The organism is Actinomadura sp. SCN-SB (assembly GCF_043906805.1).
GTDB lineage: Bacteria > Actinomycetota > Actinomycetes > Streptosporangiales > Streptosporangiaceae > Spirillospora.
The window spans coordinates 16719-35163 of the sequence record NZ_JBIMPP010000029.1 but is presented as its reverse complement, the minus strand read 5'-3'; the positions used below and the strand labels follow the sequence as shown (position 1 = coordinate 35163).

The following is an 18445-nucleotide window of genomic DNA, read 5'->3' as shown; positions in this document are numbered from 1 at the left end:
TCGGGGCGATCCGGCGGGTCGAGGTTTCGTCGCGCGGTATGGGCGTCCGCATTGACGACGGAATAATTCGGCGAATCTTCCGCTGGTGCTGGGGTATGCTCGTGGGCATGGATGCGTTGTTCGCGGTGGATGAGCCGGAAGCGAATCCGCATCTGCTCGTTGCCGCGCGAGAGGCATTGGGACTGACGCAGTCGCAGCTGGCGTCGCGGCTCAGTCGGCTGGAGGGGAACCGGTCGAAGATCAGCCAGGGTTACGTGTCTCGAGTAGAGAGCGGCGCGCTCACGGTCACCGGGGAACGGCTGGCGTTGTTCGCCGAGGCCCTGGAGAGCACGGCTGATCTGCTGGCCTCGGAGGCCAAGCTTTGGTCGTTGGGTGAAGGGTGTCTCTACCACCGAAACCGCAAGTCGACGAAGGCCTCGACGCTGCGGGTCCTGCACGCGCGGATCAACCTGCTGCGGCTCTACCTGCACCGGATCGCTGGTCTCGCGGGGCGCTCGCTGCCCGAGTTCACCTGGGAGCCCGTGCGCGTCGGCGGCATGGACGGGCCCGACGATGCGGCGCGGGCCGTGCGTGAAGCCCTGCACCTGGGCGAGGGCGCCGTGGAGTCGGTAACCGAGATCGCGGAGTCGATGGGGGCGTTGGTGATCCCCATGTCCCTGGGAGGGCGCGAGGTTGATGCCACCAGCCTGCATCCGCACGGCGAACCACCCCTGCTGGTGATCAACACCGATGCGCCGACGGACCGGCAGCGGTTCACGTTGGCGCACGAGATCGGGCACATAGCGTGCGCACCTGATGCGGGAGAGGACCCCGAGGAGATGGCTCAGGCATTCGCTGCGGAACTCCTGGTTCCCGCCCACCAGGTTCGTGCCGACCTGAAGGCCATGCCGCTCACCCCGGCGCGGCTGTTGCAGCTCAAGGCGACCTGGCGGGTGTCGGCCGCCGCGTTGCTCCACCGGGCTGTGGACCTCGGCGCGATCACCGAGTCTCGGTATCGAGCGATCAACGCACAGATCTCAGCGCTGGGTTGGCGCACCGGTGAGCCCGAGCCTCTGCCGACCGAGCGCGCCACCGTGGTCCCGGGGCTCGTGAGGGATGCGGTCGCGAAGTCTGGCGGGGTCAAGGCGGCCGCCGAGGCGGCAGGGACGACGCCGGCGAATTTCTCCGCCCTGTTCGACATCGAAGGCATGGACACAGCGTCACCAGCACGAGACTGAGGAAATCGGCTGATGAGAGATCGCCAGGAGGGCCGCAACGGTGCGGCCGGCTCGCGTGAGGGCGCCCAGAGCCAGGAGTCGTCCGTCTGGGAGACTCTCGGTGGCCTCGAGTCCCCGCCCACGCCGTCCGGCGCGGCGTCCACTCTGGTCAACCGGATGATGGTGTATCTGCGGCCGGGGCAGAACCTGGACAAGCTCCACGCCGTCCTGCCCCACGTGGACACCGGCCGGTCCGGCCTGGTGCTATCGGGAGCGAACGCGGGTAAGGCCATGCGGTTCCTGTGCGATATCGGGTTCGATGCGCCCGTTCTCATGGACCCGGCGTGCTATGACGACCGTGGGAAGTACACCGCCACCTGCGAGGCCCCCTTCCAGATTCCCGACGGCCGGATCGAGGGCTCCTCGCTGGAGGACCTCCTCGACGAGCAGTTGCGGATGGGGGCGAGTGCGGCCCTGACTCCGACGGGCTACATCCCCGGCGGTGGCATCGACATTCTCAAAGCGGCGGCCAGGATCGCCAGGGACCTCCGGAAGGAGGCGATCTTCGTGGTCCCACTCGACGCCTCCCTGCTGGCGCGCGACCGCTTCCGCCGCACGGCAGCGGTCCTGGAGGACGTTGCCAGGCCCATCGCCCTGATCTTGGGAGGGCAGTTCGACCCGCTCGACCAGTCCAAGCAGATCATTCCCAACCTGCGGTCTCTGGCGGCCACCGTGCCCCTGATGGCCATCCGCACCGACTTCAACGCGTTCGATCTCCTCGCCCATGGCGCATTCGCCGGTGCGATCGGCACCGGCGGCAGTGTCCGGCACACCGTCGACCCCGCCGAGAAGCCCCGCTCCTACCACCGCAGAGGACAGGAACAAGACCAGTCGCCCAGCGTCCTGGTCCCGGAGCTGGCGTGCTGGCTGCGCGGCAGTAAGATCAACAGCTTCTTCGGCGCCCGGCCAACTATCGTGCCCCGCTGCGATTGTAGGGTCTGCCGTGGCCAGCGGCTGAGCCGGTTCCTGCGGCGCGAGCACCAGAACGAGGCCATCGCCCACGCTGTGGCGGTCTGGTCCCGATGGGCCTGTGACATGTTGCAGGCCCCGAGCATGCGACGGCGGGCCGAGTACTGGAGGAACCTGTGCCAGGGTGCGCTGGATGCCCACACGGTCTTCCTCCAGCAGATGCGGCGCATGGATGGTCTAGAGCCTCAGTCGGCGCTGAAGATCTGGGCGAGCCTCCCCGCGTGGCCGGTCGAGCTGGGCTCGGCGAAGGTCTGAGGTCAGTTTCTGCCTGGCGCGACCTGCGCGTAGATGTCCTCGCTGAAGCGCCACCAGGCCGGGGTGGGCTCCCAGTCGTTCACTGGCTCAGGCTCTAGCACGACCTCGGGTCGCCGTGCACGCATGATCGCGACGCCGATTCCGTACAATTCTGCGCGTCTGAGGGCTTCCCTATCGTCCCCAGGGATCTTCGAGACGACCACCATCCGCTGGCAGTAGGCGGCGAACCGTGACGCCGCAAGCAAGCCGGCATCCCAGCTTCGAGAGGTCACCACGGCCAGCAAGGGCGTCAGCGGGACAACCAGCCGCCGGGTCACAAAGCCGTCGGCCATCGTGACCACCCCTTGAGGGGCCTGCGCCAGACGTCGCCGCACAACCGGTGACAATGTGGCCATCGGCACAGGCGCGCCCTCCGGCAACTCCATCACTGTGTCCAAGAGATCCCACGCCAACACAGCGCCCAACCCGCATGCCGTGCGGCGACGCCACTCACCCGGATGGGGCCGATAGGTCATCCACACCGAGGTGCCGAAGAGGCTTACATGGGAGACGGATACGTCGGCGGGTACGGGATGAGGCTTCACTCCGCGGAAGCGGACGAGCGTCGAAGTATCGCTCATCACGACGCCTCGGGCCAGGCGCGCACCACGTCCCGGAAGTCGATCTCCACTTCAAGATCCTCCATCATCACTTGCACGCCCGTCCATACCGGGGACGGCTTACGTCCGTACAGCACCCACCGGTTCCGCTTCGTCCTGGCAAAACGCGCTATCAGACCCGCGGAGAGCAGCGACTTCAGCGACGGATAGTAAACACTCGATGGCGCCCCGCACTTGTCGGCCAGAAACTTCAGGCAGACCCCCTCGCCGTCCCGGGCGCAGCTGAGCGCCGCAAGCAACTCCAGCCGATACCGGTGGCCGAACACCGTCGAGGACAAAACTCTGAGGCCGTCGATCCCCATGGGCTTATCCTAATGAATCGCGAATCGCGAATCAATAATCCCACTGAGACGCGGAACGGCGGCGGCGCGAGGAACTGAGCGGGCAGGGCCGAAGACGCACGAGTTCCGCCGCCGTTTCCTGGAGGGGTGCGCGACCCGCTGGTTCCTCTATCTGAATGCTCCGATGTCCCGGTTGGCGGCGGTCATCGACCTGGGGTCGGCGGTTGTGGACCTCCCAGAGCAGATCGCGGCAATCGTGGAGCGAGCTCGGGCCGGGAACGGGGCGGGCGGGTTGGAGTACGTCCAGGGCCTGGAACGGGCGTTCGCGATCCCGATCCGGCACGTGAGTGAGTATCCGGGGCTTTCGGCCGAGAAGTTGCGCGAGGAGACGGGCTCCTTCCATCCGCCTCAGGGCTATGTCCGGCTGCGTCAGCATCCGGACCTGTTGACGGTGTGTGAGAAGGTCGCGGCCGACCCCGGTGCGTCAGATGCCGGTGCATCATCGGTGATGGCGGTGGGGTAACCGCCGCCCTCTGCCGGCGTCCTGGAGGTCATGATCGGCCATGCCCCGCTATCCGTCAGGGCCAGCGCAGGGGGACTCCCCGCTGAGGTACTCGGAACTTGACGTTGGAGCAGGTGGTCGAGGAGACGGACTTGCGTGCTCCCGGCGGTCACTCTGGGTGACACCGAGCATGATGTCAGGGTGGGAACTCGGGCGGGACACCACCAGCATCGGCCATCGGGCGACGCTGTGTGACATCCACAGGAAGCCTCCCGATGAGCTGTTCGTTCACCAGGAAGGCCTGGCTACCCAAGGGGCGTCACCGGTTGCACGGTGACCGGTTCTTCTCGCTGAGGAAGCGGGCACGATTGGGCGACGAACACCAGCCATGCGTCTGAGCGACGCAGCACTCTTGTCGCGCATCCGTCGCTGTCGCCGTTCGTCGCGCCGAACCTGCTAATCGAGCGACTGAAAATCGGCGGTTATTGACGAGTGATATTCCGCGTGCGTCGGTCCGTGATGCAATGTCAAGATTGCCGTATGAGCTGCCTTGACCGTCCGGTGGTTCTGTGGGAGAAAGAGGCGGCCAGAAATCTCCTACAAGCCGTCGGAGGTAGCTATGAGGAAACGGTTAATCACAATGCTGGCTGCTGTGGTGCTGGCATTACCTCTCATCGGCGCGGCTGAGCCTCCACCCGAGGCCGTGAGCACCTTCACCTACACCAAGAACATGCATCCCATGGGTTTCACGGCACGTGCGGTGCCGCCCGTCGGGGAGGGGGCGGGGCGCTTCAACTCGGATCTGGCGTTTTGGGGGCGTACCGCCTATCAGGGGAACTACAACGGGTTCCGCATCATAGACATCAGTGAACCCGACAATCCCGTCCAGCTCATCAATTACGACCAATGCCGCGGGGACCAGGGCGACGTCCTCGTCTGGAACAACCTCCTCATCCGATCCTGGAACTCACCGGCTCCGGCCGGGGCCACCTGTGACGGCCAGCCGGTCGAGCAGGGCTTTGAAGGCCTGCACATCTTCGACGTCTCCAACCCGGCGGATCCCGGTTTGATCGGCTCGGTGCGCATGGCCGCCGACACCACCCCCGCCGGCTGCGGATCCCACACGGCCACCCTCGTACCGGACGCCGCCCGCGGCAACCTCTACGTCTACAACAGCGGCTCCAGCGGCAACTGCCCCGGCATCGACATCGTCAAGATCCCCCTCAACGACCCCTCCGCCGCCACCTTCCTGCGGCGGGAACCATCGGGACGCTCCTGCCACGACACTGGCGTCATCCTCGGCAAGGTCAACCTCGTCGCCTGCGCCGGTGGTAACGGCTTCACCGTGTGGAGCATCGATCCGAGCATCGACGCCCCCGCGGCCGGCTCGCTGGAAGACCCGACCCAGCTGTACAGCCGCTCGGTCCCCGGTGTCACCATCGGACACTCCGCCGCCTTCACCTGGGACGGTCAGGTGCTGGTCTTCGGCCACGAGCCCGGCGGCGGCAGCCAGGCGCGGTGCCAGGCGACCAGCGGCGTCACCGACCGGACGCTGTTCTTCTTCGCGGCACGGACCGGCGAACCGGTCGGCAGCTTCGTTCACCCCCGGCCCCAAACCAGCACCGAGAACTGCACCTGGCACAACTACAACGTGGTGCCGAGCGGCAAGCGGTACGTGCTCGTGTCCGCCGGATACCAATCGGGTACCTCGGTGCTCGACTTCACCGACCCGGCCAACGCCCGGGAGATCGCCTTCGCCGATCCAGCACCACTGGTCCACCCGACCAACCCGAACGGCATCGTGCTGGGTGGTGACTGGTCGACCTACTGGTACAACGGCCGCATCTACGAATCGGACATCACCCGTGGCCTGATCACCTGGAAGCTGTCCGATAGAGCGGTAGCCGGAGCGAAGAGGTTCGGCCATCTCAACCCGCAGACCCAGGAGACCTCCTTCTCTGTCCGCGTCACCCCATAGCCGAAGGAGCGTAGAGCAGTAACGCCGAACTCCGGCGAGCAACACCTGCTCGCAGGAGTTCGGCTCGTTCGGTGCCATGGAGGTTTTGTCGTGCGCGCATCGCCCCGAGCCCTTTCATGGTGGAACGACCGTGCGACCCGTACCGGAAGCGAAGCCTACAGTGCCGTTGCTCAGCCGACCCGATTTGGATTCGGACGGGGAATGCCGAGGTCTCGTAATCGGGGCGAAGGCCAGGGCGCAGTGAAGAGCCTGGAAGCGCAGCGCGGAACGCATCGATAGTCGGGGCGGAGGCAATCCGCCTACCGTTAGGGAATTGCCGTCTGTTCACTCTGGAGCCGAGCCCGCAGGAGAGGAATTCAGCGGCAGTGGCCCGGTGCGTCACCGACCGGCTCGAAGCAGAGCGCGTCGCCCTGGTTGGAGTTGCCCTCGAGGAACTCGATCTTCTTGACCTCTCCCTGGAACGGGCCCTTGTAGCGGAGGATGTAGAGGCCGTTGCGCAGGTCGACCACGTAGATCAGACCGTCCTTGATGATCGGGTAGCTCCACATGACGACCTTCTCGCCGGCGCCGGTGTCGGGGTCGGAGGACAGCCGCGGGTCCTCGAAGCCGACCTGAGGGAGCGGCTCGGGCATGAACTGGGCCAGCTGGCGCGGCCGTGCCGGGTTCTCGATGCCGATCGCTTGAACCCCACCCGAGTGCCAGGTGCTGAACGCGATGTGCGGGGTCAGTGTCGGGTTGTGGGCGGAGTACGACGTCCGGGGCCGTGGCTCGAATTCGGCGCAGCGAGTCGCGTCGTTCTGCGGCAGCTTGTACTCGCTCCGGACCACCGGTTGCCGAGGATCGGCGATGTCGATCATCCGTGCCCAGCCCCAGGGGCACCCGTGGCCGGCGCCGGTCGCCGTCCCGTAGACCTCGTCGGATACGTAGGCCCAATCGCGGTTCCAGAGTTTGACGGCGCTGTGCGCCCCGGGTCCCGGCCAGGTCGGACGGCTCTGGTTGTTCGTGATGGGACGCGGCTGGGGATTCGGCGTGCCCTTGGCGAAGTCCGATACGTCAACGATCCCGAAGCCGCCGGTCAGCAGCGCGTCGTAGGCCCGGGTGCCGTCGTTACTGACCGAGAGCGAGTGCAGCCCGCCGGTCGGAATCTGGACCGGCTCAGGCGCGGGCGGGAACCGCGTGAACCCGTGCGGGCCGTTATAGAGGACGACCGGTGCCTGCCCCTGCCGCACCGGCGAGATGTCCCACACGCTCAGGATCGACCCGGCGCTACCGCCGTACATCAACGCCCGCTCAGGGTTCTTCGGGTCCTCCCAGAGGAAGAACTCGTGGGTGTCCATGTTCATCTGGTGCAGAAGCCGCGGATTCGCCGCGTTGCTGCCGGAGACGTCATAGAAGCGGAAGTTGTTGATCGACGGCGTCACGCAGCCGTGGGCGGTCGGCCCGCCGCAGTTGGTGTGCAGCACGATCAGGATCTCCTGCGAGTGCCAGACCCGCAGCTCGCGGGAGGACTCGCTCACGTTCCCCTCGAGCGGCGGCTGCATCTCACGGACGATCCGCGGCCTGGTCGCCTTGGACACGTCAACGATCATCACGCCCGCGTTGGGATGGCTGCCGTCGGTTCGGCTGCCGACATACGCGTAGTCGCCATGGAGCGCCAGCGCGGCGTTCATCCCACGGTTTCGCAGGGGCTCGTGACCGAGTTGCTCGAACGATCCCTTCACCTTGCCGACCTGCTCGGCGGATGGCTCCACGCCGTCCGCCGAGCGGGCCGAGACCGCCGCCGGGAGGAGAAGGATCGCCGCGGCGAGAGCGATCGCGATGGACCGGGCCGACGTGGACATATCCCCTCCAGTCGTGACGGCTGGAGGGCGCGGGCGAGCTGTCCGCACCCCTACGAGCCGGGCCACCAGCCGGGCTCGCACTGCCCTCCGGCGCCCCGATGGTCGTCCCGGGAACAATGCCCGTCAAGACAGATCCCTACTTTATGTAGGAGTTCCACAAGGACCCCCGCAGATCTTGCCTGGACCCGGTGGCCTCGATCATGCCACGGACCGGACCGCTCCTTCCCAGGGGCGACGGATCCAGGTAGCCGGACCACCAGGTGCGAACGGGCCCAATGGTGACGGCTAGCCAGGCCGGGATTGCGTGCACATCCACATCTGCTGGTCGCGCCGATGTACATGCCGCTAGGGTCCACGGCGCACAAGCAGGGACGGGTGGCCGGTGAGAACGCGGCCGGAGGCGAGCGGGCCTTCGCCGGAGTTCTCGGCACACAGCTGGTCAAAGTGTTCGATCAGGTCATCGCGGCGACGGTCAGGCCCGCCAGGCGGGCTACGTTACGTGCCGTTCACCGTGGAGACCGTCGCCGACGATCACAAGGCCTATTACCCGGGTACCAGTCCGATCCGGATCCGGATAACGGGGACTGGACTCCGGATCGCCGCTGGGTGCTCAACTGGTGGGCTTGGTGGGCGCGGAGATCGCCAAGCGCGTCGATGTGCTGGCCACAGGCATCCATGCCGGAATCATCGTCGAGGAGCTCAACGACCGGGACCTGTCGTACACGCCGCCCGCTGGGCAGCCCATGGGACGCGCTACGGCGCGGCGCCCAAGCCTGGACGAGAGCGGCAGCCGACCGCCGCTGACAAAGTGCCGGGGATCCGGGCCACCGCGCTGGATCGGCGAGGTCCGGACGTCGGCCACCTCGTACGTTTAAGTAGATGCTGCCCTCGCCGTACCAGCAGCCTCCTAGGCTGTTGAACTTGGCGCCCCCAACGGCCAGTCCCTGCCGGGCGGGAATGAGGGGTGCTAGTCGTTGGCGTGGAGCAGCAGGGATTGGCTGGCCCGATGGGCGTGTACACCGGCACGGCGGCGATGTTTCCGCCACACAGACCTGGGCGTTTCCTGTTCGTGCGGTGCCGACTGGTGTGAAAGTTTCAGGGACGGTGCGTCGCGGTGGCCTAGCCGAACGAGGATTGCGCGTGACGGTGAACGAGGAACTCAACCAGATCCTGCCCAACGACCCGTTGAAGCCGAGCTCGCGTCGCCGATCCGAGCGGTGTTGAACACGGCAAGGGTGCGGGTCCAGTAACTGGTGTGTCGGTCGAGGGCGATCTGGTTCCCGGTGGGATTCACCCTGCGGAAGTCCTTGCCTGTGTCCATCTCATGAAGGCAGCTCGCGGAGTCACTTCATGCGACGTATCCGAGGGTTTGGAGTCCTTCGGTGGCGTAGAGACCGGCGGCGGCGCTGCCCATGGCAGCCTGCAGGATCTTGACGTCGGCTCCGTGGTGTCGGCCCCAGGCCATGGAGGCGCGCCAGAGACGTCGTCCATGGCCCTGGCCCCGGTAGGCGGGATGGACGGCGAAGTAGGCCGGTGGCTGCATGCGTCGGCCGTCCGGGCCGGGCATGAGCGAAAGAGGCCCCAGGGCGCCGACGATGCGCTGGTCCTGGACTACGACAAGGGTCGGGCCGTCATCGTGACCGGCCTTCAGCCGCTGGTAGAGGAACTGGAATCCCTCAGGTCCGATCTCGGCGGCAAAGGCGGCAAAGGTGTCGGCGACCTCGCATTGATCCAGCGTCTGGATCCGGTCGACCGGTTGGGTGTCGGCGTCGGTGAAGCTCTTAAGCATGATCTGGGTGCGGGCCTGCCGGGACCGGGTGGGAACCACACCGTTCGGTGTCCCACCGCTGCGCCGTGTGCGGCTGCCAGGCGTTCACCGAGCTGGGTCATCGCGGCGAGGTCGGGCTTGTGATGGGCGTAATGGTGCAGCTTGATCAAGCCGCCCCCGCGGCTGCTGAGGGTGGGCACGATGGTCTGGTCGGCGGTGTGGACGATGGCGTCGGTCAGGACGTGTTCGTCCTTGGTGGCCGACCAGCGCCTGTCCTTGTCGTAGCGCAGGAATTTGCTGGTGTGGGCGATGTCGAGGACGGCCTCGAACAACTCGGCGGTGATGGCATCGGGCGGCACCGGGCCGAGCGTAGGCACGTAGGGCGCGCGTATCACCGGTTGCAGCCAGTCCCAGCGGAATCGCATGTCCCGCAGGTTAGCCAGGGACGAACGAGCTGCGGCCCCGGATCGCCGAAGCGGTCCAGGGCCGATTCACTCATACGGGGCGGGTTAGAAGGGGTTGTCGTCTCCGGCGGCGCAGGAGCACACGTTGCCGGCCGACAGGTCGTCGACGTTGGCCACGATCGTCACGCCAGGGCTCTCGACGTTGACAGCAACGCCGGTCTCGGTGTCGGGGAGCTGCTGGTCGTTCATCTGGTCGCTTCCTCCTTCCTGGGTGTCTCGCGGTGCTGGCAGTAGGCGATGAGCGGAGCTTTGGCCTTCCGGTAGAGCTGCACCAGCGGCAGACATGTGCCGCCCAGCCGGGACAGGCCGTCCAGGCTTTCGCCCAGGAGGTCGATGTTGGGTTCGCAGCCGACCTTGCAGATGGAGGCTCGGCCGAACGGGTCTACGTGGAAGAAGGCGTGTCCCGCGTTGCAGCCCGTGAACGGCTGCCGTTTGCGCAGGTGCGCAGGAGATTGGGTGGGGAGGGTCTCCTCGCCGCCGTAGATCGTGGAGACCATGTTGGTGTATTCGTCCATGGGCAGGGCGAGCCGGTCGGCCAGCGTGCGCATCGCGGCGACCTCGTGGGCGTTGTGCCGGGTCACGATCATCGACAGCGACAAGGGCAGCCCCGCATCCGCCCTGTCCCCCCTGCGTGGCCGGTCACCACAGCCTTCACACTCAGACCTGGGCCGGAGCAGCGGCTTCCACGCCGCTCCCATCCTGGCGTGAAGCGTGACCGTTCCGACCGCACCGGGACGCGGCGAGCAAAGCGCTGTTAGAGGTTCTGAGCAGGTGATGGGTCACCTTCAAACTCTCGCCCGCGCGACGTAGGCCGATCAGCCCGCTGATCACCTCGTCGGTACGAGGCGCCTTCACCGTTACCTCCAGCTCGCTGATCGCGTCTCGGAGCCAGTCGATGCCGTCGATTAGGCAATCCAGGATGCCTGTGAGGTCGTCGACACTGGGCTTGGCGGTCTGCGAGTTGAGCAGCGTCCCGAACTGTTGTGCAGGGAAGCACAGTAGAACATGTGCGAGCGCTGGCCAATCCACTTCTTCGACCTCGAAGGTAGTGATCGTCAGTGTCATGTCATTTGCCTCCGTGATCCTTTCGCTGTCGGTCGTGTGCTTGCGTGCTGAGCGAGCTGGAGACCACGGCTCGATGAATGTGCCGGTATGGGCCTGGGCGCAGCGTTGTTGATCCGCTCACGCAGTTTGATCTGTTGGGCGCAGCCATTGGTTTTGCATTAGGGCTCTTAGCTACTGAGCGCACTCTTCGTGTTGGGGAGGAGTGATGTCCTTGGCTAAGGCGCGGTTGATGGTGGAGTCGCGTTCGCGGTAGGCGGGGATGGGGCGGTAGCCCGCGCGAGCGTAGAGGGCGAGGGCTTCGGTGTTGCGTGAGCCTGTTTCCAGGATGATGCGGCGGGCGCCGTTCGTCTGAGCTGCGTGCTCCAGCTTGGTCAGGATGCGGCGCGCGAGACCTTGGCCGCGGAATGTGGGGGCGACGTACATCTTCTTGATCTCCGCTACTCCGGGTTCGTAGGTGCGGATTCCGCCGCAGGCGCAGGGATGGCCTTCGGCGTAGGCGACGAGGAACAGCCCTTGCGGCGGGGTGAAGTCATCGGCGGGGTCGTCGGGGGCGTCGGCGAAGCCGTAGCGGGCCAGCTGCTCCAGGTAGAGCTCGCCGGTGAGGCGGCGGACGTCGGGGTGATCGTAGGGACGTGGCTCGATGACGTACCGGTGCTCACGGTCAAAGGGGGAGAGGGCCTGCGCCATCCCTCCATGGTCACGCAGCGCCGAGCGCGTCATTCAATTCGGGTAGCAGGTCGGCGACATAGGGGTTGCGGGCGCGGCGGGCGAAGTCCTGCTGCAGTCTCCTGACCAACACCTGGCAGCGGATCGATTGGACACCGGTGAGGCGTTCGGTGGCCTTGCGCGTGGCGGTGACGGCGGCTTCGAGGTCGCGCTGGCGAAGGTGTGCTTGGACCAGGTAGCAGCCGTGCAGGAGTGCGGATCGCTGGTATTCGGCGCGCAGGCCGGTCGAGGTGAGCGGAGTGAGCAGGTCGATGGCCTCGTTGAGGAGCTTGGTGGATTCAGAGGGTCTGAGCTGGGCGAGGTCAACGAGGGCCTGGCCGGCTTCTGCGTCCAGTTGTTCGGTGTTGAGGTAGTAGAGGAAGGGCGGCACATCATCTGGGTGTCGGTTGTCTAGGTGCTGGCGGGCTTGTTCGGCTGCGTCTCGGAAGGCGTGGATGTCGCCGGCGGCGGCGTGTGCGGTGGCCAGGCGCCCGGCCAGTCGTGCTCGGGTCGCGGAGGAGGCTGTGCGTCCGAGTTGGGCGGCGGCCTCTGCGAGCCGGATGGCGTCGGTGGGGCGACCGGCGTGCGCGCATTGGTAGGCCAGCATGCCGAGTGTGTTGGCTGCGTTCTCGATCGCGGTGGTGCGCAGTTCCAGCTTTGGTGATTCGGCGGCGGTCCGGGCGGCGCGGATGGCCAGTAGGAGGTAGCGCTGGCCGGTGCCGTGGTTTCCGGCGTCCCAGTGCATCCAGCCGGACAGCTGGGCGAGATCGGCTGTGGCCAGCAGGAGTCTCTCGCGTACGTCGGCTTCGCAGGTGGCGTTGCGCAGCAGGTCGAGGACGGTGTGCAGTTCGTGGCTGACGTAGCGGAGGTTGAGGGCGCCGCCGCCGGCCCGGTCATCTAGTAGGCGTAGTTCGGCGATGTGGCGGGTGATCAGGGCCATGAGCGCGGGTCGTACTCGGTCGACGCCGGTCGTTCCGGTCGGCCTGCCGGGAGAGTGGTGGATTCCGTCCAGTGCGGGGGCGACGAGGTCGGGACCGTTCACGGTGGCTGTGTCGGCGGGGTGGTCACGCGAGAGTTGTGAGATCTGCGTGACGACGTCGTCGGCGTTCCATGACGAAGTCAGATTGGTGGCCGCGGTCTTCGGGCCGCCTGCCGTTGGAGTTGCCTTATCTGGCCAGAGATCATGTGCGGTGACTGCATCGCCGAGTGCTGCGGACAGGATCTCGGCGACGATTTGAGGGTATGGCGCGTAGGGACAAAAGCCCTTCCGGATCCAGTGGTATGGCGTGGTCGGGTGGATCCGTTCGCTGGCTCTTCCGCGGGCCTCCAGCCAGGAGTTGATCGCATGGGCGAGTTCGCGAGGTGTCCACTTCAGCAGATCAAGATGATCAGTTAGAAGCGTTTGTTTCGCGATCATGTGATCTCCATGCCGATTCGCAGTTGTCAGTACCGTAACTCGTGACGGTGCCGCATGGGCGTGAATGGCCGGGAAATCGCTACCTTCACGACGTTCACGCGGTCGTTGAGAGGAATCACGGCCTTCACGCGCCGATGATCTGGCTCTTGCAACGGGCGGCACATCAGGGTGATGGGGCGCCACGCAGACGAACGCCCGGTGGCGGCCAAGACAGTTCCCGTGACCCCGTGTAATAGGTGACTCGCCCATGGATGCCTTGCGCCCAATGCGTTACATGCCCGTCCGCCTTCCGATGAGGATCGCGCGGAGACTCCGGAGGTCCGATGAGCGATGCCGTCGCCCTTGGCGGTTCCTCAGGAGTGAGGTGTTCACGGTGCCTGCGGATCCCTCGCAGTTGGCGAACGTACGCGCACGACTGCGGGCGACGCTGGGGTCAGATCACCTGTGTGCCGACACGGCGGAGTCGGTGCTCAGTGAGCTCGCCGCCAACGCCATCGTCCATGGGTGTGCACCCGGCGACCCCGTGCGGGTGACGATCCGAGTGACCAGGCGCGCAAAGGTGGCCATCACCGTTACTGACACGGGCCGGGGACCTGGCACAGCGCCACGGATCCGATTTGCCGGTACCGGCAGCACCGGGGGCCGCGGCCTGTTCCTCGTGGCTTCCCTGGCTTCACGTTGGTCGGTCCGGAGGGCGGGCACCGGTCATCGAGTGCGGGCCCTGCTCGACCCGCGAGATGCAGAGTCGGCGAACAGCGCGAGTCCTCTGTGGCTGGAGGACTTTCTTGAGTATTAGGAACTCATTCCGCGGGTGGGGCGGTGTCGGGTTTCAGTACCTGTAGGACTTCCTGGTGGAAGCGGTCCATGGCGGTGTCGATGCTGCGGACGAATCCGGCCTCCTCGATGCCGCGTTTGGTGCCCAGGGCGGATGACAGCGTCAGGCGGAAGGAGGCGATCTGCTTCCCGTCGTCCGGCAGTAGCAGGCCAGGCTCGGGGCGGAGGTTCTTCAGAAGGTCGCAGGGACCGGTCTTGTGTCCTTGGGGGAGGGCTTCGACGCGCAGTTCGGGTGGGGCTTGGTGAAGCTGCCGGAGCAGCCATTGGATTCGGGTGAGCGAGCGGGCCCGCGCCGCGGCGGGGATCTCGACGGTCGTTTCGATCTGCCCGGTGCGCAGGTCGGCTTCGAGTAGAACGGGGCCGCCTGCGCTGGGGATGCGGATGTCGGCGCTCATGCGTCCGGTTTCCACCAGCGAGGTGACGGTCTGCAAGCGGCGTACCGAGGCGTCGCCGTCCCGCCGCTTGCGGAGCACGGGCGCGATGGCCAGCCCGGTCTGGCCGCTGAGGCGCAGGCACAGTTGCCGGATGAGCTTCTCCCAGCTCTCGGCCACCTGCATGGTTCGCTTGTCGCCGAGACGGAGAGTGCTGGTGCTGATGGCGTTGCGTACCGGCACCCAGGCGGCGCCCATGTCGCGGAATCCTTGGCAGCCAGCGTTGTCCTGGCGCAGGTAGTGCAGGAGTTCGCTGAGCAGCCACGCGTGGACGGGGTTGGCGACGCCGTCGTGGTGGCAGAGGATGTCGGCTTCGTGGGCGACCTCGGCCCAGGACAGGTGGCGAAGAGCGACCTTACGGAGCAGCCGTTTGTCGATGTTGAGGGGATGCTCGTTGTCCAGGGCCAGATCGTTGGACAGCGTGATCACGGTTTCGTAGCCGTGCCGTGCCGCGACCTCCAGGTACGCTTCGACCTGCTCGGCCTTGAGTGGGTTCCCGCCGGTCTTGGTCTCGATCAGGGCGGTCCAGATCCTGCCGGCCCTGGCCACGCGCAGCACGCCGTCGGGCCGGACCTTGCTGTCGCCGTGCTTGAAGCTGGCTTCGGCGAAGGTCTGGATGGTGCCGGCCGGGGCGTTGAAGCGGGCGGTCAGTCGGCGGCCGAACTCTGGGACCTGTGCCATGACCGCGAGCAGCGTTGAGGTGGCGCGGGCTTCGCGTTCTTGGTCGTTGCGCAGACCGGTGACCGAGAACAAGCGGGCGTGCTGCCAGGAGGCGTCCTCCGCCAGGTTGACCTTGGCGGCCTTGGGGACGGTCGTCTTCTTCTTGGCCGTCCGCACACGCTTGGGGCGGTGCTCCTGGGCAGGCGGCGATTGTTCAGCAGGCTGTGTCCCGGGCGTGGCGGTGGACGATTCTGCTTGATCAGGTGAGGGTGTTGCTGGTGGCTGGGCAGAGGCCTCGTCGGCTTCCTGTTCGTCGCTGTCGTCGACGTTGATGCCGAAGTCGGCGGCGAGGCCTGCGAGCCCTGATTCGTAGCCTTGGCCGACGGCGCGGAATTTCCAGCCGTCCCCTCTGCGGTACAACTCGCCGAAGATGAAGGCGCTCTCGGTTTCGGCGTCCTTGATGTCGAAGGCGAGCAGTGCCTCTCCGCTTGCATCGGAAATGGCCAGGCGCAGGTCGTCGAGGGCCCCGAACGTGGCACCCGCGTAACGGCTGGCGGCGATGACCACACGCTCCACTTCGGGACGCATGGTGGTCAGATCGACCAGGATGCGGTCCTCGCTGCCGGAGGCTGTGGGCGCTTTGCCCAGCAAGCGGACGGATTCATCGGCGGTCGCCGGCTGATTGTAGAAAACGAAGTCGGCATCGCTGCCGACCTTGCCGTTACCGTTGACCAGCAGTACCGAGACATCGGCCTCCCCCTCACCCGAAGGGTCGATCCAGCTCAACGCGACCGTGAGCGAGCCCTCTGCCGTGGTCAGGCCGGCCATGTCGATGTTTGCGCCCTTGGACATCTGCTGCACTTGTGCGGCTCCTCAGCTTGCGATGGTCGTAAGCGCACAGTGGGAGCAGAGACAGCCGCGGACTTGTGCGGATACGGCAGACCATTATCGCCGGAACCGCAAAGGGGCGATCATCCGTACGCGGACTGCCAGCGTACGTCCTCCGCACTTGTGGACAAGCCACCTCGGTAGAAGGGGCCACTCCTGGCCATGCTCTGGCCGGTGACGGTCATGCCTTTAGTCAGATGAAATGATAAACGTCCTAGAATTCTGAAATGAATTGCGTCTTGGGTGTGCGGCTCCTGTTAAATGCCTGCCGCCTACGGTCAGCGCGGGGAGTGATCAGACCAGCGGTAGTGGTAGCCACCGCGCCCGAAGTACGGGCTGGTGAGGAGGTGGTGAATCTCGGCCCAGGCCATGAGCGCCGTCCACGACACCGGCACAAGGACGCTCGGCCAGCTAGTGAGGGCGGCATTGTAGTTGGCCAGCGCTTCGTTGACCGTAGTGGCCGAGAGTGCACCGTGGGTCATGGTCAAGGTGACGACCAGCTTGGCCAGGTCGTATCCGGGCGGGGCGAGGGTGAGGACATCGAAGTCGACCAAGACACACCTTGAATCGGTTCTTGCTGGGCTGATGAGAAAATTACGAGGATTGCTGTCCTTGTACAAGCACGCCGGGGTGTCGATGGCGCTCTCGAGTACCTCAATAGCCTGCTCGACCGCAAACAGCGATTGGGGTGCATGGCCGTCACTGAACAGTTTGGTCAAGGCGGCGCGGCGGGGACCTGGGAAGTCGGGGATGGTGATTCCGGTCTTCGTGGTGTGAGGTCGATCCAGACGAGCACGGGACAGATCGGTCGCGTAGGCGTTGTGGTGAAGTTGCCCAAGTATGCCCGCCACGTGTGGCAGATCATTAGGCCGTGTTTGGCGGCCGGGTATGTACTCGAACTCCAAATGATCGGCGGCGATAGCGTGCAGACGGGGAACGGGTGCGCCGAGCTCGGTTAGCCATCGATGGTGGACCGCAGCCGCCTGGCATGCCGTGGCGGTGGCGTAACGCTTGATCCAGCGGCGGGGTACGGGCACCGAGCTCATGGGCTGCGGCGGGCGATGACGTAGGTGATCGTCGAGGTGGTGAGCAGGGGTCCGTTGCCTCGGCGGCGGCGCAGTTCGCCAGAAAGCGCCTGGGGATCGCTGCGTAACGGGGCGGCGAGTTCGTACTTGGGCACGGTGCTCAGGTAGGCGGCGAGGTGGCGAGCATCACGGAAGCAGAAGACGTGGTGGTCGCTAATGACGGATTCGACGGTCAGCGCGGTGGCGACCTGTGCCGGGAGCACGGTGCTGGAAGCGGAGGCGTACAGGCTGGGGCGGGTGGTGGCGTGCGGGTCGAGGCCGGTAGCGGCGAGGAGTTCGTCGAGCTCGTGGTAGCTGTCGGCGGACTTGGTGACCAGGATCGCCGTACCGCCAATGACCAGGGTGCGAGCGATTTCGGCGACTGCCTTGGTGGGATGGGGAGTGTGGTAGAGGCAGAACGCCGCGACCGCGGCCTGGCAGTTGGCCTCGCCGAGCGGTAGGCGATGGAAGTCGGCCTGCAGGTAGGAGATGCGGTGGGCGTCTTCTGCGAGGTGGTGGCGTAGGTGGGTGCGTGCTTCTCGGAGCATCGGCGCCGAGGCGTCGATGGCCAGAATCTCCGCCCTGGGGAACCGCCGAGCAAGGGTGCGGGCGGGACGGCCGGTTCCGCAGCCTATGTCGGCGATCAGTTCCGGGCCGTCGACCCTGTTCGTCCGCGCCGCGAGGAGACCGGCGATCATCTCGCCAACATGCCGCCCTCCGACCTTGGCCGCCAGCAGGGCGTTGCTGCGCCGGGCCACTCGCTCCTGATCGGCGTAGAGGGCGGGTACCCGACTGGGGTCGGTAAAGGGGGCTGCGGGCTCTGCACGCTGCCTGGGGACCATGGGCATCACAGTCCCGCCCCGCTGACTATCGCTGCGTCGCCACTTCCTGGAGCTGGTCGGCGAGGCGATTTGCCGCGCGGCGGGAGGTGACGATGTGGATCTCGGCTTGGCCGGCGTGCTCGTCCAGGAGGGCGCGGACACGGGGCGCCATGTCGCGACGGTACCGCCAGACGTACTTGATGAAGCCCCACGTGATCCGGTCGTAGACGCCGGTCTGGTCGTGCTGGCCGCCGCGGTAGCGCCAGCGGCGTTGAGCGAGCCCCCAAAGACAGGTGAGCGCGGGTAGATCTAGGAAGATCACGTGTGTGGCGCGGTGGAGCCGGATGGGCAGGGTGGAGGCGTAGTTGCCGTCGATCACCCAGGTGTCCGCGGCCACGAGCTGCTCCTGGAGAGCGGCGAACTTCTCCTGTGGCAGGGTGTTCCACTCGTCGTCGTAGAAGACGGTGTCCAGGTGGGTGATCGTAGTGCCCAGCGCGTCGGCGATGCGGCGGCCGATCGTGGTCTTGCCGCTGCCTCCGCAGCCGATGATCGCCATGCGTTTGAGCTGCATGCTGGCCTCCATGGTG

18 protein-coding genes and 1 pseudogene are annotated in these 18445 nt (G+C 66.2%); 6 read left to right on the top strand and 13 right to left on the bottom strand.

From position 1 onward, the window contains the following. Positions 1-107 precede the first annotated feature (107 nt). A complete protein-coding gene (locus ACGWYJ_RS19890; RefSeq protein ID WP_395107597.1) occupies positions 108-1217 on the top strand; it encodes a helix-turn-helix domain-containing protein in 1110 nt (369 codons plus the stop codon). A gap of 12 nt (positions 1218-1229) precedes the next feature. Then, positions 1230-2480: a hypothetical protein gene (locus ACGWYJ_RS19885; RefSeq protein WP_395107596.1), complete on the top strand. Its 1251-nt coding sequence runs from the start codon at positions 1230-1232 to the stop codon at positions 2478-2480. Between the two features lie 2 nt (positions 2481-2482). Here ACGWYJ_RS19885 and ACGWYJ_RS19880 read toward each other — a convergent pair whose 3' ends face one another. Both ACGWYJ_RS19880 and ACGWYJ_RS19875 read right to left on the bottom strand, forming a co-directional pair. After that, a complete protein-coding gene (locus ACGWYJ_RS19880) occupies positions 2483-2905 on the bottom strand; it encodes a hypothetical protein (protein WP_395107595.1) in 423 nt (140 codons plus the stop codon). A gap of 194 nt (positions 2906-3099) precedes the next feature. Continuing rightward, on the bottom strand, positions 3100-3441 hold the full coding sequence (locus ACGWYJ_RS19875) for a hypothetical protein (protein ID WP_395107593.1): 342 nt from the start codon (positions 3439-3441) through the stop codon (positions 3100-3102). Positions 3442-3613: 172 nt separating this feature from the next. Here ACGWYJ_RS19875 and ACGWYJ_RS19870 point away from each other — a divergent pair, with 172 nt between their 5' ends. Both ACGWYJ_RS19870 and ACGWYJ_RS19865 read left to right on the top strand, forming a co-directional pair. Further along, the gene (locus ACGWYJ_RS19870) at positions 3614-3943 is read left to right on the top strand and encodes a hypothetical protein (RefSeq protein WP_395107592.1); all 330 of its coding nucleotides are present in this window, start codon (positions 3614-3616) and stop codon (positions 3941-3943) included. A gap of 529 nt (positions 3944-4472) precedes the next feature. Beyond that, entirely contained in the window at positions 4473-5900 is a 1428-nt protein-coding gene (locus tag ACGWYJ_RS19865; protein ID WP_395107591.1) for an LVIVD repeat-containing protein, read from the top strand. A 356-nt stretch (positions 5901-6256) separates the two neighbouring features. Here the strand turns inward: ACGWYJ_RS19865 and ACGWYJ_RS19860 are convergent, their stop codons facing one another. After that, positions 6257-7741, bottom strand: a complete 1485-nt coding sequence (locus ACGWYJ_RS19860; RefSeq protein ID WP_395107590.1) for an LVIVD repeat-containing protein — start codon at positions 7739-7741, stop codon at positions 6257-6259. 617 nt (positions 7742-8358) lie between these two features. Between ACGWYJ_RS19860 and ACGWYJ_RS19855 the strand changes: the two genes are divergently transcribed. Next, complete coding sequence (locus ACGWYJ_RS19855; protein WP_395107588.1) at positions 8359-8616, top strand: hypothetical protein; 258 nt, start codon at positions 8359-8361, stop codon at positions 8614-8616. 473 nt (positions 8617-9089) lie between these two features. On the opposite strand, the gene ACGWYJ_RS19850 is transcribed toward ACGWYJ_RS19855, so the two are convergent. From ACGWYJ_RS19850 to ACGWYJ_RS19825, 6 genes are all read right to left on the bottom strand, one after another. Beyond that, a complete protein-coding gene (locus ACGWYJ_RS19850; RefSeq protein ID WP_395107587.1) occupies positions 9090-9530 on the bottom strand; it encodes a GNAT family N-acetyltransferase in 441 nt (146 codons plus the stop codon). Between the two features lie 488 nt (positions 9531-10018). Further along, positions 10019-10162 carry a hypothetical protein gene (locus ACGWYJ_RS19845; protein WP_395107585.1) on the bottom strand — a complete coding sequence of 48 codons (144 nt, stop codon included), beginning with the start codon at positions 10160-10162 and terminating at the stop codon, positions 10019-10021. Beyond that, positions 10159-10572: a hypothetical protein gene (locus tag ACGWYJ_RS19840; RefSeq protein ID WP_395107583.1), complete on the bottom strand. Its 414-nt coding sequence runs from the start codon at positions 10570-10572 to the stop codon at positions 10159-10161. Before ACGWYJ_RS19840 ends, ACGWYJ_RS19845 begins: the two co-directional genes overlap by 4 nt. Before the next feature lie 58 nt (positions 10573-10630). Next, positions 10631-11038: a hypothetical protein gene (locus tag ACGWYJ_RS19835; protein WP_395107582.1), complete on the bottom strand. Its 408-nt coding sequence runs from the start codon at positions 11036-11038 to the stop codon at positions 10631-10633. A gap of 171 nt (positions 11039-11209) precedes the next feature. Further along, positions 11210-11725: a GNAT family N-acetyltransferase gene (locus tag ACGWYJ_RS19830; protein WP_395107581.1), complete on the bottom strand. Its 516-nt coding sequence runs from the start codon at positions 11723-11725 to the stop codon at positions 11210-11212. A gap of 10 nt (positions 11726-11735) precedes the next feature. Then, positions 11736-13160, bottom strand: coding sequence for a hypothetical protein (locus ACGWYJ_RS19825; RefSeq protein ID WP_395107580.1), 1425 nt, complete (start codon positions 13158-13160; stop codon positions 11736-11738). A gap of 247 nt (positions 13161-13407) precedes the next feature. Between ACGWYJ_RS19825 and ACGWYJ_RS19820 the strand changes: the two genes are divergently transcribed. Continuing rightward, positions 13408-13956, top strand: a complete 549-nt coding sequence (locus ACGWYJ_RS19820) for an ATP-binding protein (RefSeq protein WP_395107578.1) — start codon at positions 13408-13410, stop codon at positions 13954-13956. Positions 13957-15409: 1453 nt separating this feature from the next. Here the strand turns inward: ACGWYJ_RS19820 and ACGWYJ_RS19815 are convergent. The 4 genes and pseudogenes from ACGWYJ_RS19815 to ACGWYJ_RS19800 form a co-directional block, all read right to left on the bottom strand. Continuing rightward, positions 15410-15937 (bottom strand): annotated as a pseudogene (locus tag ACGWYJ_RS19815) (TerD family protein); the annotation flags it as partial. Positions 15938-16251: 314 nt separating this feature from the next. Continuing rightward, complete coding sequence (locus ACGWYJ_RS19810; protein ID WP_395107577.1) at positions 16252-17019, bottom strand: phosphotransferase; 768 nt, start codon at positions 17017-17019, stop codon at positions 16252-16254. Next, entirely contained in the window at positions 17016-17795 is a 780-nt protein-coding gene (locus ACGWYJ_RS19805) for a class I SAM-dependent methyltransferase (protein WP_395107576.1), read from the bottom strand. The genes ACGWYJ_RS19810 and ACGWYJ_RS19805 overlap by 4 nt, the downstream gene beginning before the upstream one ends. A gap of 109 nt (positions 17796-17904) precedes the next feature. Continuing rightward, on the bottom strand, positions 17905-18441 hold the full coding sequence (locus ACGWYJ_RS19800) for a topology modulation protein (protein WP_395107575.1): 537 nt from the start codon (positions 18439-18441) through the stop codon (positions 17905-17907). Positions 18442-18445 lie beyond the last annotated feature (4 nt).